This window comes from Mesorhizobium sp. B2-6-1, from assembly GCF_006440475.1.
In the GTDB taxonomy this organism is placed as follows: domain Bacteria; phylum Pseudomonadota; class Alphaproteobacteria; order Rhizobiales; family Rhizobiaceae; genus Mesorhizobium.
Genome location: NZ_VFUH01000006.1, coordinates 256,767 through 269,877, shown reverse-complemented (window position 1 = coordinate 269,877; position 13,111 = coordinate 256,767). Strand labels below are relative to the sequence as shown.

Here is a 13,111-nt window from a genome sequence, read left to right as displayed (position 1 = left end):
GCCGCTTCAGGCCGGGGAAAAAGGAACGAGCATCGGCACGCGGCGCGCGTAATCGTCATAGGCGGGCCCAAGCTCGCCGCGCAGGAAACTTTCCTCCAGCCTCGCCTTGATGACGATCCCGACAAGCAGCAGGGCGGCGCCCGCGACGCCCCATACCGTGCCCTTGACGGCCATGGTGGCGAGGACCGAAAGCAGCAGGCCGGTATAGATCGGATGACGGACAAGCGCGTAGGGGCCGGTGTCGATGATGCGATGATCGGCCTTGGCCGTTACCGTGCTGGACCACAGCCGGCCGAGATGCAGGCGGGCCCACCATGCACAGGCGATGCCGATGGCGATCAGGGCGACGCAAATCCAGGCTTGGGTGAGCGTCGGCGTCCAGAGCCGAAGCCGACCCACATAGCCGTGCGCCGGCACGAACAGCAGGACGGTACCGGCGAGCCAGAGAACCCGATATCGCGCCTCCGCCCTGAAATCCGCCCGCTTGCGCACGGGATCGGCCCATGATGCGGCAAGGATCCACGATACCAGCCAGAACAACCAGAGCGCGGCAACGGCGTGTCCCACCTGCATGACCCGAACCTCCTCCCGATCTGGCGCCATCGTCTATGCCCGCGGCGCGGCGGCAATGCGGCGCGCTGAGGACGGCAACGGCGTTTCCGGTAAGAAAGTCGTGATCGGCATCAAACGGCGTGATCGGATCATCAGCGCTTTCGACTGGACCGCATTGCGGAGGGCCTCTAGACGAGACTGATGCAGGAAACCAACCTCGACCTTTTTCCGGCGGACCTGACGGTCGACATCGTGCCGGGCCGCAAGCTGGCGGCAAGAGCGGCGGCGCTCTATGCCGCTCCGTTCGACCATTTCGAAACCAAGGCGGTCGAGGAATTGCAGTTGGGCTTCGACGGCATAGCGGGCGATTTTCATGCCGGGATAACGCGACGCTCCGGCGGGCGCGAACCCTGGTATCAGCGCGGCACCGAGATGCGCAACGAGAGACAATTGTCGCTGGTGTCGGCGGACGAACTCGCGCTGGTCGCCGAACGCATGGGCCTCAAGGAGATCAAGCCTGAGTGGATCGGCGCCAATTTGCTGATCGAAGGGATACCGCATCTTTCGATGCTGCCATCCGGCTCGCTGCTGTTCTTCAAGGGCGGCGTGACGGTCAAGATCGATGCCCAGAACAAGCCATGCCGCGTCGCCGGACACTCGATCTCCGAGCATGTCCGGGCGGCGGACCATGACGCCACCGCGCTGCTCTTTCCGAAAGTGGCCAAGCGGCTGCGGGGCCTTGTAGGCTGGGTCGAGAAGCCCGGAATCGTCAGGTCCGGCGAGGAAATCTCCGTGCGGGTGCCCGAGCAGTGGATTTATCGCGCCTGACGAGGTAGCCACGCCGCTCGAAACGGCGTGGCTGAGCGACCCGGACTAGGCCTTGCGGTTCTTGTTGGCGCCTTGCGCCATGACCGAAACATGGTCCCACTTTTCCCAGGTGGCGATGCGGTTGGCGTATTCCTGCTTGATCATCGGCAGCCCGCCGTCGCCAAAGAATACCCTGAGAGGCGGCTCGGCCGCGTCGACGATGGCCAGCATCGCCGGTCCGGTGGCCTCGGGATCGCCGGCCACGGCGCGACTGCGGCGCTCCGCCATGGCGGCGCGGACGGGCGCATAGGCGTCAAGCGCTTTCGAGACCTTTGCAGACGGACCGGCCCAGTCGGTGGAGAAGCCGCCGGGCTCGACCAGCGTGACATGGATGCCGAACTCGGCGACCTCGAGGCTCAGCGACTGGCTGAAAGCTTCCAGCGCCCATTTCGAGGCGTGGTAGAGGCCAAGCGAGGCGAAGGCATTGACGCCGCCGATCGAAGAGATCTGGATGATGTGGCCGGAGCGCTGCGCACGCATGATCGGCAAGGCGGCCTGGGTGACCCACAGCGCGCCGAACACATTGGTTTCGATCTGGTCGCGGGCTTCCTGCTCGCTGACCTCCTCGATGGCGCCGAAATGGCCATAGCCGGCATTGTTGACGACGACGTCGAGCCGGCCAAAGCGCTTGTGCGCCCCGGTGATTGCGGCATCGACGGCTTTCTTGTCGGTGACGTCGAGCTCTATCGCGGCGATGTTGTCGCCATATTTCTCGACGAGAGCGGCGAGTGTGCCGGCATCGCGGGCGGTTGCCGCGACGCGGTCGCCGCGAGCGAGCGCGGCCTCGGCCCAGACCCGGCCAAAACCTTTCGACGATCCGGTGATGAACCAAACCTTGTTTGTCATGATGAAGTCCTTGCCCGTGCAAGCTGGAATTTTTTCAGAGATAAGTGGAGGCCTCTCCGCTTTGTGCCATATACGGTGCGTCCCGCGACTTTCCAGAGGCGGTGGCGGAATTATTTGGACGGGAGCGGCGACCGGTCAGGGGTAGCGTACAGCGCTCGACCAGGCCGGATCCTTATGCTTGTCCCAATAGAGCGCCATCAGTCGGCCGGTAATCGCGCCGGGCCTGCCGTCCGCGACTGGGCTGCCGTCGATCATCGTGACCGGCATGATGCCGCCGGCGGTAGAGGTGATGAAGACCTCGTCGGCCTCGCGCAATGCCGCGACACTGACGTCCGCCGGGGTGGCGAAGAGGCCTTCCAGCGCACAGAGATCGAAGACAGTGCGGCGGGTTATGCCGGGTAGCACGCCGATCGCCGGCGTCGAGAGCTTGTTGTCCTTGATACAGAAGACGTTGAAGCCCGGACCTTCGGCGACATTGCCGTTGAAGTCGAGAATGAGCGCTGTCTCGGCGCCGCGGTCATAGGCATCGTAAAGGCCGCGCACCAGGTCGAGCCAGTGGTAGTTCTTGATCGCCGGGTCGATCGAGGCCGGCGGAATGCGCACCTTGTCGCTGATGGCGACATTGAGGCCGCGCTGTAACTGCTCGGGATTGGCGACCGAGCCGAACGGCACGGCAAACGCCATGAAGCGGTTGATCGCCTGGCGCGGATCGCGGCTGAAAGTAGGGGAAGCGCCGCGCGTGCACAGCATTTCGACATAGGCGGCGCTGTGTCCCGACAGTGCCACGCAATTGTGCAGGATCTCCGTCACGCCATCGCGGTCGAACGGGATCGTCATGCGCAATTTCTCCAGTCCGCCGAAGAAGCGGTCGAGATGCAGGTCAAGCCGGAAGAAGCAGCCGTTCCAGACATGCACCGTGTCGTAAGTGGCATCGGAATGCAGGAATCCCCAATCCAGCACCGAGATCTTGGCCTGCGACATCGGCAGGTACTGGCCGTCGAGGAAGGCGATGCCGTCGGGATAAGCATGCGGGTCGACGTGGCGGTCGCTCACCACAGGCAGCGGCCGTGTATCCTGTGCGGTCTGGCTCATCGGCACCTCCTTGCATCACAGGCTATCGGTGTCAGGCAGAGGGCATAGAGCCAGTCATCCGGCGTCGTTCGTCCTCGAAGTGAAAAGCTGCCAGCCATGCTACCGAGCGCCGTGCCGGACCGGCAACAGCTTCAATCATCCTCGTCGTCGGCGTCGAGCAGGCGGGTGGCGCGCCAGCGGGTAAGCACGACATTGGTCTGCTCGATGACGAAGAAACGCGCCGAGTCGCGGTCATAACCTTCGGCGAGCAGCTTTTCGTAGTCGGTATGGGCGTGGCGGATATGGGCAACCGTCGCCAGCCACACGGCAATGGTCGGCGGCAAGGTCTTCATGTGGACGGAGCCGGCATCCGCTCGGATCTTCTCCATATCGGCATAGGGCGCCAGCGGCAGAAGCGCGGTCAACGCCTTGGCGACGGCGCGGCGGCGGCCGGTCGGCGCCTTCATCATTCGTCGCGCCCTTCGATGGTCGCCTCGGCAAAGGCATCGGTCGATGCGAAATAGGGTTTTATGTCGACCACCGGGGTGCCGTCGAGCACGTCGATGGCGTCGATCTCGATGCGCCCGGTGGCGAGGTCGAGCGCAACCAGTTTCGCCACATGCAGGCCGATCGGGTTCGGTCGGGCAGGGGAGCGCAGACCGAATACACCTTTTGCTTCAGCCGCATGGCGCGGTTTCTGCACGATCAGAGTCCGCGGCGCCTGGTGGAGCCACGACAGGATGACGAGATGGCTGGCGCGCTCCAGCCCTTGCAGGCCGGCGCGGTAGGGTGGGTCGATCGTCAGTGCTGCCGGCTGTCGGGTCTCGCGCGCCGCGCGCATGTTTTTGGGGCAGGTTTCGCGCGTGGTCCATGGCGAGGCGATACGGCCGATGAAGACGACGCCACCATCCGCCGGCATCAGCGCCGGATCGATCTCGAGCCTTTTTTCACCCTCCCGCACCTCAAACATCTCACGCCGCCCGGTCATTTTATCCATCTTTTTGTTGACGCATGTCTTGCCCTGAAACCGCTACACATTTTTAGGCGCGACATGCACCGAGAAATCACGCCTGCGGCATTTTCTTGTCCGGAAGCGACATAGCGCTTGCAAGGCTGTGAAAATCGACATAAACATATGTTTATATCTTTTTCAAAGAGAATACGCTTATGCATGTCGCGCTCGACACCATGGTGGACACATTGAAGGCGGCGGCCGAATCGAGCCGCTTGCGCATACTGGCGCTGCTGTCGCGCGGTGATCTCACCGTGTCCGATCTTACCGAGATTCTCGGCCAGTCGCAGCCGCGCGTGTCGCGGCACCTGAAGCTGCTCCTGGAGGCCGGGCTGATCGGCCGTTACCAGGAGGGGTCGTGGGCTTTCTTCCGGCTGTCGGATACGGATTCCGCGCGCGACTTCGTGCTGCGGCTGGTCGCCGGCATTCGCGGCGCCGATCCGCAGGTCGAGCGCGATCTCGAGCGGCTGGCCTCGGTCAAGCGCAAGCGGCAGGACCGCGCGGCGGAGTATTTTTCGCAGAACGCGGCAAGCTGGGACCATATCCGCTCCCTGCACGTGCCTGACCGTGCGGTCGAGGCAGCGCTCATGAAGCTCGTCGGCAAGCGGCCGTTCCAGTCGATGCTCGATCTCGGCACCGGCACCGGACGCCTCTTGGAGATATTCTCGCCGCTCTACCGGCGCGGCATCGGCATCGACATGTCGCGCGAGATGCTGACCGTCGCGCGCGCCAACCTCGACAAGGCCGGCGTCTCCAATGCTCAGGTGCGGCAGGGCGACATCTTCTCGCCGCCGGTCGAGCGCGACGCCTTCGATCTCGTCACCATCCATCAGGTGCTGCATTATCTCGACGATCCTGCGCGCGCCGTCCATGAGGCGGCGCGGCTGCTGCGCCCTTCCGGACGGCTGGTGATCGTCGATTTCGCGCCGCATACCCTGGAATTCCTGCGCGACGAGCACGCGCATATGCGCCTCGGCTTTTCCGACCGGCAGATCGGCGAGTGGTTCTCCGAAGCGGGCCTTGATCTCGAAGATGCCCAGGAGTTCGAGCCGCGCGGCGGCACCGAGGCCAGGCTCACGGTCAAGCTCTGGCTTGGCCGCGACCGGCGCCTGCTGATCGCCGATCCTGCCAATGACAGCCAGCAGACCAAAGTGAGTTCGATAGGGGAAATCGCCTGATGAACCAGTTCCGCTTTTCCCGCCGCCCCGACATTGGCGACAAGGTCAGGGTTTCCTTCGAATTCTTCCCGCCAAAGTCCGACGAGATGGAAGCGAGGCTGTGGGACACGGTCACCCGACTGGAACCGCTGAAGCCGAAATTCGTCTCGGTGACCTATGGCGCCGGCGGTTCGACTCGGGAGCGCACGGCACGCACCGTAGGCCGCATCCTGAAGGAGACCAGCCTGACGCCGGCAGCGCACATGACCTGCGTCGACGCCCCGCGCCCTCAGGTCGATGCGGTGATCCAGGAATTCGCCGAGATGGGTGTGAAGCGGTTCGTCGCTCTGCGCGGTGATCCGGCCGCGGGCGTCGGCACCGCCTATCGTCCGCACCCGGACGGCTATGCCAATGGCGCCGAGCTGGTCGGTGCGCTGAAGAGCGCCGGCGATTTCGACATCTCGGTCTCGGCCTATCCGGAAAAGCATCCGGAAAGCCCCGACTTCGCCACCGACATCGACATGCTGAAGCGCAAGGTCGATAATGGCGCGACGCGGGCGATCACCCAGTTCTTCTTCGACAACGATCTCTACGAGCGCTATGTCGAGCGCGCGCGTCGAGCCGGCATCTACATTCCGATCGTGCCGGGCATCCTGCCGGTGCACAATTTCACCCAGGTCGCCAATTTCTCGGCACGTTGCGGCGCGCTGGTGCCGGCATGGCTGGCCGAACGTTTCGACGGCCTGCAGAATGATCCGCAGACGCATGCGTTGGTCGCGTCGGCGGTGGCGGCCGAGCAGGTGCTGGATCTGGTCGAGCGGGGCGTGGGCGATTTCCACTTCTATACGATGAACCGGGCCGACCTCGTCTTTGCCGTCTGCCACATGATCGGCATCCGCTCGCATGAGGCGGAAGTGGCTGGCTCCGCAGCCGCCTGAACCGGGCTTGAGATGCAGAAAGGCCGGGTAAAAACCCGGCCTTTCAAACTGGTTGATTATTGGGTGCTGGTCTTCCCCGTTTTTGGCGGGTTCAGGGAAGAACGCCTATAATGAGGGCGCCGATGAATGCAAACGCAGCACAGATCATCAATGCGTTGATTGGCCTCGTAAGTCCCATGACATAGCCTCCTCTTAAAGAGCTATGGCCGGAGTCTAGGGTCATTTGTGCCACAGGCAAGCGGAAAATGTGCTGCATTGCGACGCGATTGTGGAGTTTGCGACCTCGTTTTCGCCGTTAGGCGTTGAAACTTCTAGGCAAAAATCAGATACGAACCTGTGAATAAATTATGGCGGCTTCGTGTCGTTGGCATGTCATGGCAGCGCTACCCTGCGGATGAACAGGCGCCCGTCTATCGTCACCAGGCCGAAACCGATCAGCATCATGCCGCCGATTTCGAACAATTCCAGCCGCTCGCCGAGGAACAGGAAACCGAGCAGCATGGCACTCACCGGCACGATCAGCGTCACCAGGGAGGCGTTGGTGGCGCCGGCCGAGGCGACGAGATTGAAATAGAGGATATAGGCGAAGGCGGTGGACAGCAGCGCGAGCGCCAGCACCGCCGCCCAGACCGGCGCCGAGGCCGAGAGCAGGCCGGCGGGACCGTGCGCAAGCAGCACGACCGGGATCATGATGACGGTCGAGGCGGTCAGCTGCCCGGTGGCAATGACCGGCGAGGGCACGCCCTTGAAGCGGCGGGCGACCATCAGTGCGACGCCGTAGGACAACGATGCCCCGATCAGCGCGAATTTGGCCCAGACCGGGCCGCCGAGGCCGGCAACCAGGCCGGGGCCGATCATCACAGCCGTGCCGGCGACGCCAAGCGCAATGCCGGCCAGCTTGTTCCAGGAGAGCTTCTCGTCCGATGTCAGGGCGTTGGCGAGGATCAGCGTCCAGAACGGCGTGGTCGCATTGAGCACCGAGGCGACGCCGGCGCCAAGCTCGGTCTGGCCGGCGAAGATCAGCGAAAAAGGTACGACGTTGTTGGTGACCGCGAGCAGGAAGAACAGGCCGGCATGAGGAAGGGCAAGGCGGAAGGATGGGCCGCGCAGGAAGAGATAGAGCTGTAAAGCGAGTGCCGCGATGGCGACGCGAAACAATACCAGCACCAGCGGGTTAAGCTCCGCCACGGCAATGCGGGCGAAGAAAAAGGAGCCGCCCCAGATCGCGCCGAGCAGCAGAAGCTGCGCCCAGTCCTTGAGCGCCATCGGTCGGCGCGGTGCTGATGTCGCGGCTATTGCCATGTGATGCGTCCTCCCCGGACGGCCGAATGCAAGCAGCCAGACAGAAGCCATATCGGGTTCGCAGGCAAGAACCACCCGAAACCTGCCCGATGGCCTGTCTCCCCTGACAAAGCCTAGCGCCCTGCCGTCAGGCGCACGAGACACAGAATTGTTTTCATTGGTCGCTAGCTTGGATTAATTGTGCGCAGGCTAGGTCAAGGATTCGTCCATGCAGCGATTCGAGAATGCCCGCGAGGCGGCACTGGCGCTTCGCCCGGACGATCCGGTCTACTGCTTCCGCCCGCAGGTGCTGAAGGCCGATGCCTTGCAGTTCATGGGCATGTTCCCCGGCAAGACGGCCTATGCGGTCAAGACCAATGGCGAGCAGATCGTGCTGAAGACGCTGGTCGAGGCCGGTGTCTCCGCCTTCGACGTGGCCTCGCCCGGCGAGTTCGCCGCCGTGCGCGCGGTCTCGGCCGATGCCGAGATGCTCTACATGCATCCCGTCAAGGCGCAGTCGGACATCAAGCTGGCGCTGGAGAAATACGGCATCCGCGTCATTGCGCTCGACCACGAGGACGAGATCACCAAACTGACGCGGGTGGTCAGGGCACTCGACATTGACCCGGGCGCAATCAGCGTGTTCGTTCGAGTGCAGACCAAGGGCCATGCGGCTTACGAGCTGTCGAAGAAGTTCGGCGCCGGGCCTGCCTATGCGGTCGAGCTCGCCGAGCGGCTGAACCGTACCGGCTACAAGGTCGGCCTGTGCTTCCATGTCGGCAGCCAGATCGAGGACCCCGACACCTACGAAAGGGCATTGGCTTCCGCCGATTGGGTGCGCAACCGGCTGACCTTCGACCTGGCCGGTCTCGATGTCGGCGGCGGTTTTCCGGCCGAATACGGGCATGATCCCAACCGCAAGCAAGTCGCGATGCCGTCGCTCGGCCAGATCATGTCGCGGCTTTCTGGAGACCTCAAGGAATACCAGTTCGACCAGATGCCGCTGGTGGCCGAGCCCGGCCGGGTGATCGTGGCGCGCTGCCTGTCGCTGATCGTGCGGGTGCTTTTGCGCAAGGGCAAGCGGCTCTACATCAATGACGGCATCTGGGCGTCGCTGTCGGATTCATGGACCGGCAAGATCACGCTGCCGGCGCGCTTCATTCCCGATCCGGCGATCCGCACGCGCAATGGCGACGAGAAAACCATCGTGCCGTTCAAGGTCTGCGGCGCGACCTGCGATTCCGTCGACATATTGTCGCGGCCGTTCTGGCTGCCGGAAACCGTCGACACCGGCGACTGGATCGAGATCGGCCATATCGGCGCCTATTCGCTGTCGCTGAGAACCCGTTTCAACGGCTTCTATCCCGACACTTTCGTCGAGGTGGCGACGTCCTTCGACGAAGGCGACGCGCCGGTGGGATTGGCGAGTCTGGAGACGATGGCGGATTAAGTAGGGAGTAGGGAGTAGGGAGTAGGGAGTAGGGAGTAGGGAGTAGGGAGTAGGGAAATGGCTCCGTCACTACTTACTACTCACAGCTTCGCTAAAAGCTCCGGCGTCGGCCAGCCGTCCACGGGCAATCCCAGCCGCGTCTGCTCCTTGCGGATCGCTTCGCGGGTGTTGGTGCCCAGGATCCCGTCGACCGTGCCAACATCATAGCCCTTGGCCTCCAGTTTGGTCTGCAAAGCCTTCATCTGCTCGTTGTTGAGGCCTGGTTCAGGATTGCGCGGGTCGATCGGTGGCGCGCCGGCAAGCCGCGCGGCAAGATTGGCCGCGGTCAGCGCGTAGGTGAAGGACTGGTTCCATTCGAGATAGACGTCGAAATTTTCGTAAGTGAGGAAGGCCGGCCCCTTGCGGCCCATGGGCAGCGCCAGCCCGGCCTTCAGGCCCTTGTCGACCAGCGGCGAGCCGTCGGGATTGGTAACACCCCACTGCGTCCACTGTGTCAGCGGCAATTTGTTTGTGCGCCCGGTCTGTTCCCATGGCATCTCGTCGGGCACGCGCACTTCCTGGATCCAGGGCTCGTCGCGTTTCCAGCCGCGCGACAGCACCTTGTTGGCCGTCGTCATGATCACGTCCGGCACGCTGCCCCGCAGGTCGATCTTGCCGTCGCCGTCGCCGTCGACGCCACGGGCAAGATAATCCGAAGGCAGGATCTGCGTCTGGCCGATCTCTCCAGCCCAGGCGCCGTTGACGTCGGCCGGCAGCACGCCATGGTCGATCAATTCCAGCAGTGGCACCAACTGCTGCCGGAACAGCTGCGGGCGGCGGCAGTCATGGGAAAGCGTCACCAGCGCGCTGAGCGTATGGAAATCGCCCTGCACGGCGCCGAAATCGGTCTCCAGCGCCCAGAAAGCGGTGATGACCGGCGCCTGGACGCCGAACTGCTGGTCGGCGCGGGCGAAGATATCGGCATATTTCTTCATGTTCGCCGCGCCCTGCTTCAGCCGGTAGGCCGAGATCATCCGGTTGGAGAACTCGATGAAGGTCTGGGTGAAGACGCCCTGCGCACGGTCGCGCGCCAGGGCCCTCTCGTCGAAGCTGGCATCCTCGAGCGCTTCGAGGCCGACAGGGCCGACACCCGCCGCCTTGGCTTCCGCTGCCACGCCCTGCTTCCAGGTTTCGAAGTCGCCGCCACATTCCTGCGCCATCGCCGGCAAGGCCGTGGCGCACAGGAACAGCACCGCGAGGGCTTGGGGACGCAGTCGCATAGACTTCCTTTCGACATTCAGGATTCCGGGCGGCCTTGCTGTCCATCTGGATGCGCGTCGCCCCGGAATACCGGCGGTTGCACTCTTGGCCGCCGGCCGTGTCGAAAGCAGGCGGCAGGCCCGGTGTCAACGGGTGTTCTGCAGCAACCCTTCCTCCGGGCGGCCTGGCTGCCGTTGACACGGTGTCAACGGGTGTTCTGCCTCAACCATTTGTTCCAGGCGGCTTGGCTGCCGTTGAAGACGTTTATATCGGACTTGCCGATCATGCCGGGAACGATGCCGGTTCCCGTATACTGCCAGAAGGTGAAGGGGTGGCTGCCATATTTCTGACGCGGGTGGCCGGCGACGGAGCGTAGCCAGTAGGGATAACCGCGGAAGGTCGACAGCTCGTTGTCTTCAAAGAAGTCTACCGACGTGTAGATGATCGGCTTCTTGCCGTAATGCCGCTCGACGATTTCGAGGAAGGTGGTCATCTCCGCGCGCACGGTGGCCGGGTCGGGGCGCAGCCTGCAGGTCGGCGATTTCGGGTTCCATTCCATGTCCAGCACCGGCGGCATGGCCGAACGGTCGACGGGGACGTTGCGGATGAACCAGCGCGCCTGTACCGCCGCCGGAGTGCAGAAATAGAAGAAATGATAGGCGGCACGAGGAACGCCGGCGGCTTTGGTGCGCGCCCAATGCTCGTTGAAATAATCATCGAAACGGTCGCCGCCCTCCGTCGCCTTGATGAAAGCGAAGGAAATACCGCTGGCCTTGGCGGTCGGCCAGTCGACCGAGGTCTGGTATTTTGAGACGTCGGTGCCGTGAACTGCGTAATTCCAGGGCGCGCCGCTGTCCCATTCATGCGGCTTGGAATCGGCGAAGCGGGGCGCGCGCACCGCAACCGAAGGGGTGCTGGATGGCGACAGTGGCGACAGATCCTCCACGGTCGAGCATGCGCCCAGCAGCGTCAGCATGAAAAGGGCCGCGAGACGGCGCATTGCAACTCCCGAGCCGGTTGCAGCCGGTTGCTGATGGGTCTGTGCACTGATGGCCGGCGCTTGGTCTGGCCCCCGCCGGACGATCGCCCCACAGCATCGCCCGGTATATCGCCAAAACGCGCATTTTTTCGGCGCGCTTTGATTTTGTTTCCTGCCGTGATCCCAAAAACGCGGCGCGCTGTTGGGCGACATGCACCTGTGATCGCCGATCATGGTTGATATCTGGTTGACGACGCTCGACAAGGCCCATGATTTTGCGGAAGCAATGGCGGCAAATCGATGACATGGATCGAGCCTGGATTCGGGGGCGGGAAAGATGCGGATCATTGCCAAGATCGTCAAACGGCTGCTCGGCCTGGTGGTGCTGGCGGTCGTGGCGCTGTTTGGGTGGCTCTATTTCGCGCCGCCCGAACTGATCCGGGTCGGCTCGGGCTATTCGGCAAAGATCGTCTGCTCCAACGTTTTCGTCGCCGGGCGCGATGCCAACGAGGTGCTTGCCGTCGATGTGCAGGCGCCCGGTCATCCCTTGCTCAAGCTGATGCGGGTCTCGGTCGACAAGAACCGGGGCACAGTTTCCGCCGGCCTGCTTGGCTTCCTCGGCAAGAGCATCGCGGTTTCTCGCGACGGGCTGGGCTGCGCCTCGGTTCCGGATGGCGATGTCGGCAAGGCGCGGCGCACGGCGATCCATGTCGAACCCTCGGCGGCAAGACAGGATGCGCTGTGGCCGGAAGGCGAGCGGGTCGAAGCCTCGCAGAACTCGGAGGTGGCGAAGATCGTCGACGATGCCGCCATGACCGGCGCCGGCATGCGCGCCGTGGTGGTGGTCAAGAACGGCCGCGTCGTGGCGGAACGCTATGGCGAGGGCTTTTCCGCCCGAACGCCGTTGCTCGGCTGGTCGATGACCAAGACGGTCAATGCCGCCATAGTCGGCACGCTGGTCAAGAACGGCAAGATGGCGATGACCAACCAGGGCCTTTTCGCGCCGTGGAAGGCCGATGGCCGCGCCGCGATCAGCCTTGCCGACATGATGGCGATGTCGAGCGGGCTGGAATTCAACGAAGACTATGGCGACGTCGCCGACGTGACGCGCATGCTCTATCTCGAACCCGACATGGCGGGCTTTGCCGAAGCCAAGCCGCTCACGGGCGAGGTGGGCAAGGTGTTCTCCTATTCGAGCGGAACGGCGGTGATGCTGTCGCGGCTCTGGCAGGATGCGGTCGGCGACAAGGCCAAGGCGTTGACGTGGCCGCGCACCGCGCTGTTCGAGCCGCTGGGCATGCACAGCGCCGTGCTCGAGACCGACGAACAGGGCACGTTCGTCGGCTCATCCTATCTCTACGCCACCGCCCATGACTGGGCCCGCTTCGGCCAGTTCCTGCTGCAGGGCGGGGTCTGGAACGGCAACCAGATACTGCCGGCCGGTTTCGTCGACTGGATGCGCGAACCTGCGTCGGCCTCGAAAGTCTACAGCAAGGGGCAATTGTGGATCGAGGCGCCGGGCGACGAGGAAAACCCCGGTGCCGGCGTGGCGGCGGGCCTGCCCAAGGACACCTATTGGATGGAGGGGCATGATGGGCAGACCGTCGCCATCATTCCATCCGAGCAATTAGTGGTGGTGCGGCTCGGCCTGACGCCGGCCAAGCTGGGCTACAGGCCGCAGACCATGGTCGGGGCATTGGTGAAGGCGCTGCGCTAGCC

General features: G+C 63.7%; 13 protein-coding genes. 5 read left to right on the top strand and 8 right to left on the bottom strand.

The annotated features are described in order from the left end of the window. Nucleotides 1-6 precede the first annotated feature (6 nt). On the bottom strand, nucleotides 7-573 hold the full coding sequence (locus FJ443_RS15500; RefSeq protein WP_140557515.1) for an isoprenylcysteine carboxylmethyltransferase family protein: 567 nt from the start codon (nucleotides 571-573) through the stop codon (nucleotides 7-9). Between the two features lie 180 nt (nucleotides 574-753). Here FJ443_RS15500 and FJ443_RS15495 point away from each other — a divergent pair, with 180 nt between their 5' ends. Then, complete coding sequence (locus FJ443_RS15495; RefSeq protein ID WP_140664766.1) at nucleotides 754-1,380, top strand: MOSC domain-containing protein; 627 nt, start codon at nucleotides 754-756, stop codon at nucleotides 1,378-1,380. A 45-nt stretch (nucleotides 1,381-1,425) separates the two neighbouring features. Here the strand turns inward: FJ443_RS15495 and FJ443_RS15490 are convergent, their stop codons facing one another. The 4 genes from FJ443_RS15490 to tsaA all read right to left on the bottom strand — a co-directional run bounded on the left by FJ443_RS15490 (nucleotide 1,426) and on the right by tsaA (nucleotide 4,324). Beyond that, nucleotides 1,426-2,265, bottom strand: a complete 840-nt coding sequence (locus FJ443_RS15490; protein WP_140559512.1) for an SDR family oxidoreductase — start codon at nucleotides 2,263-2,265, stop codon at nucleotides 1,426-1,428. 135 nt (nucleotides 2,266-2,400) lie between these two features. Further along, complete coding sequence (locus FJ443_RS15485) at nucleotides 2,401-3,357, bottom strand: aminotransferase class IV (RefSeq protein ID WP_140559513.1); 957 nt, start codon at nucleotides 3,355-3,357, stop codon at nucleotides 2,401-2,403. 131 nt (nucleotides 3,358-3,488) lie between these two features. Continuing rightward, complete coding sequence (locus FJ443_RS15480) at nucleotides 3,489-3,803, bottom strand: DUF2293 domain-containing protein (RefSeq protein WP_140495859.1); 315 nt, start codon at nucleotides 3,801-3,803, stop codon at nucleotides 3,489-3,491. After that, nucleotides 3,803-4,324 carry a tRNA (N6-threonylcarbamoyladenosine(37)-N6)-methyltransferase TrmO gene (tsaA, locus tag FJ443_RS15475; RefSeq protein ID WP_140664740.1) on the bottom strand — a complete coding sequence of 174 codons (522 nt, stop codon included), beginning with the start codon at nucleotides 4,322-4,324 and terminating at the stop codon, nucleotides 3,803-3,805. Before tsaA ends, FJ443_RS15480 begins: the two co-directional genes overlap by 1 nt. A 179-nt stretch (nucleotides 4,325-4,503) precedes the next feature. On the opposite strand from tsaA, the gene FJ443_RS15470 reads away from it, so the two are divergent. Continuing rightward, nucleotides 4,504-5,526, top strand: a complete 1,023-nt coding sequence (locus FJ443_RS15470; protein WP_140567399.1) for a metalloregulator ArsR/SmtB family transcription factor — start codon at nucleotides 4,504-4,506, stop codon at nucleotides 5,524-5,526. Continuing rightward, nucleotides 5,526-6,443, top strand: coding sequence for a methylenetetrahydrofolate reductase [NAD(P)H] (metF, locus tag FJ443_RS15465; protein ID WP_140521221.1), 918 nt, complete (start codon nucleotides 5,526-5,528; stop codon nucleotides 6,441-6,443). Before FJ443_RS15470 ends, metF begins: the two co-directional genes overlap by 1 nt. A 372-nt stretch (nucleotides 6,444-6,815) precedes the next feature. Here metF and FJ443_RS15460 read toward each other — a convergent pair whose 3' ends face one another. Continuing rightward, a complete protein-coding gene (locus FJ443_RS15460) occupies nucleotides 6,816-7,745 on the bottom strand; it encodes a DMT family transporter (protein ID WP_140521220.1) in 930 nt (309 codons plus the stop codon). 208 nt (nucleotides 7,746-7,953) lie between these two features. Here FJ443_RS15460 and FJ443_RS15455 point away from each other — a divergent pair, with 208 nt between their 5' ends. Beyond that, nucleotides 7,954-9,174, top strand: a complete 1,221-nt coding sequence (locus FJ443_RS15455) for an alanine racemase (RefSeq protein ID WP_140516626.1) — start codon at nucleotides 7,954-7,956, stop codon at nucleotides 9,172-9,174. A gap of 80 nt (nucleotides 9,175-9,254) precedes the next feature. Here the strand turns inward: FJ443_RS15455 and FJ443_RS15450 are convergent, their stop codons facing one another. Together FJ443_RS15450 and FJ443_RS15445 are read right to left on the bottom strand one after the other, a co-directional pair. After that, entirely contained in the window at nucleotides 9,255-10,433 is a 1,179-nt protein-coding gene (locus FJ443_RS15450; protein WP_140516624.1) for a lytic murein transglycosylase, read from the bottom strand. Nucleotides 10,434-10,618: 185 nt separating this feature from the next. After that, nucleotides 10,619-11,413, bottom strand: a complete 795-nt coding sequence (locus FJ443_RS15445) for a GH25 family lysozyme (RefSeq protein ID WP_140664737.1) — start codon at nucleotides 11,411-11,413, stop codon at nucleotides 10,619-10,621. Between the two features lie 316 nt (nucleotides 11,414-11,729). Between FJ443_RS15445 and FJ443_RS15440 the strand changes: the two genes are divergently transcribed. Continuing rightward, nucleotides 11,730-13,109 carry a serine hydrolase gene (locus FJ443_RS15440; protein ID WP_140557523.1) on the top strand — a complete coding sequence of 460 codons (1,380 nt, stop codon included), beginning with the start codon at nucleotides 11,730-11,732 and terminating at the stop codon, nucleotides 13,107-13,109. The last annotated feature ends 2 nt before the right edge of the window (nucleotides 13,110-13,111 follow it).

Coding starts and splice junctions, on each gene's coding strand:
- FJ443_RS15485 (WP_140559513.1), bottom strand. CDS start 3,357: ATGAGCCAGACCGCACAGGATACACGGCCGCTGCCTGTGGTGAGCGAC.
- FJ443_RS15455 (WP_140516626.1), top strand. CDS start 7,954: ATGCAGCGATTCGAGAATGCCCGCGAGGCGGCACTGGCGCTTCGCCCG.
- FJ443_RS15470 (WP_140567399.1), top strand. CDS start 4,504: ATGCATGTCGCGCTCGACACCATGGTGGACACATTGAAGGCGGCGGCC.
- FJ443_RS15495 (WP_140664766.1), top strand. CDS start 754: ATGCAGGAAACCAACCTCGACCTTTTTCCGGCGGACCTGACGGTCGAC.
- tsaA (WP_140664740.1), bottom strand. CDS start 4,324: ATGACCGGGCGGCGTGAGATGTTTGAGGTGCGGGAGGGTGAAAAAAGG.
- FJ443_RS15440 (WP_140557523.1), top strand. CDS start 11,730: ATGCGGATCATTGCCAAGATCGTCAAACGGCTGCTCGGCCTGGTGGTG.
- FJ443_RS15480 (WP_140495859.1), bottom strand. CDS start 3,803: ATGAAGGCGCCGACCGGCCGCCGCCGCGCCGTCGCCAAGGCGTTGACC.
- FJ443_RS15450 (WP_140516624.1), bottom strand. CDS start 10,433: ATGCGACTGCGTCCCCAAGCCCTCGCGGTGCTGTTCCTGTGCGCCACG.
- FJ443_RS15445 (WP_140664737.1), bottom strand. CDS start 11,413: ATGCGCCGTCTCGCGGCCCTTTTCATGCTGACGCTGCTGGGCGCATGC.
- FJ443_RS15500 (WP_140557515.1), bottom strand. CDS start 573: ATGCAGGTGGGACACGCCGTTGCCGCGCTCTGGTTGTTCTGGCTGGTA.
- FJ443_RS15490 (WP_140559512.1), bottom strand. CDS start 2,265: ATGACAAACAAGGTTTGGTTCATCACCGGATCGTCGAAAGGTTTTGGC.
- FJ443_RS15460 (WP_140521220.1), bottom strand. CDS start 7,745: ATGGCAATAGCCGCGACATCAGCACCGCGCCGACCGATGGCGCTCAAG.
- metF (WP_140521221.1), top strand. CDS start 5,526: ATGAACCAGTTCCGCTTTTCCCGCCGCCCCGACATTGGCGACAAGGTC.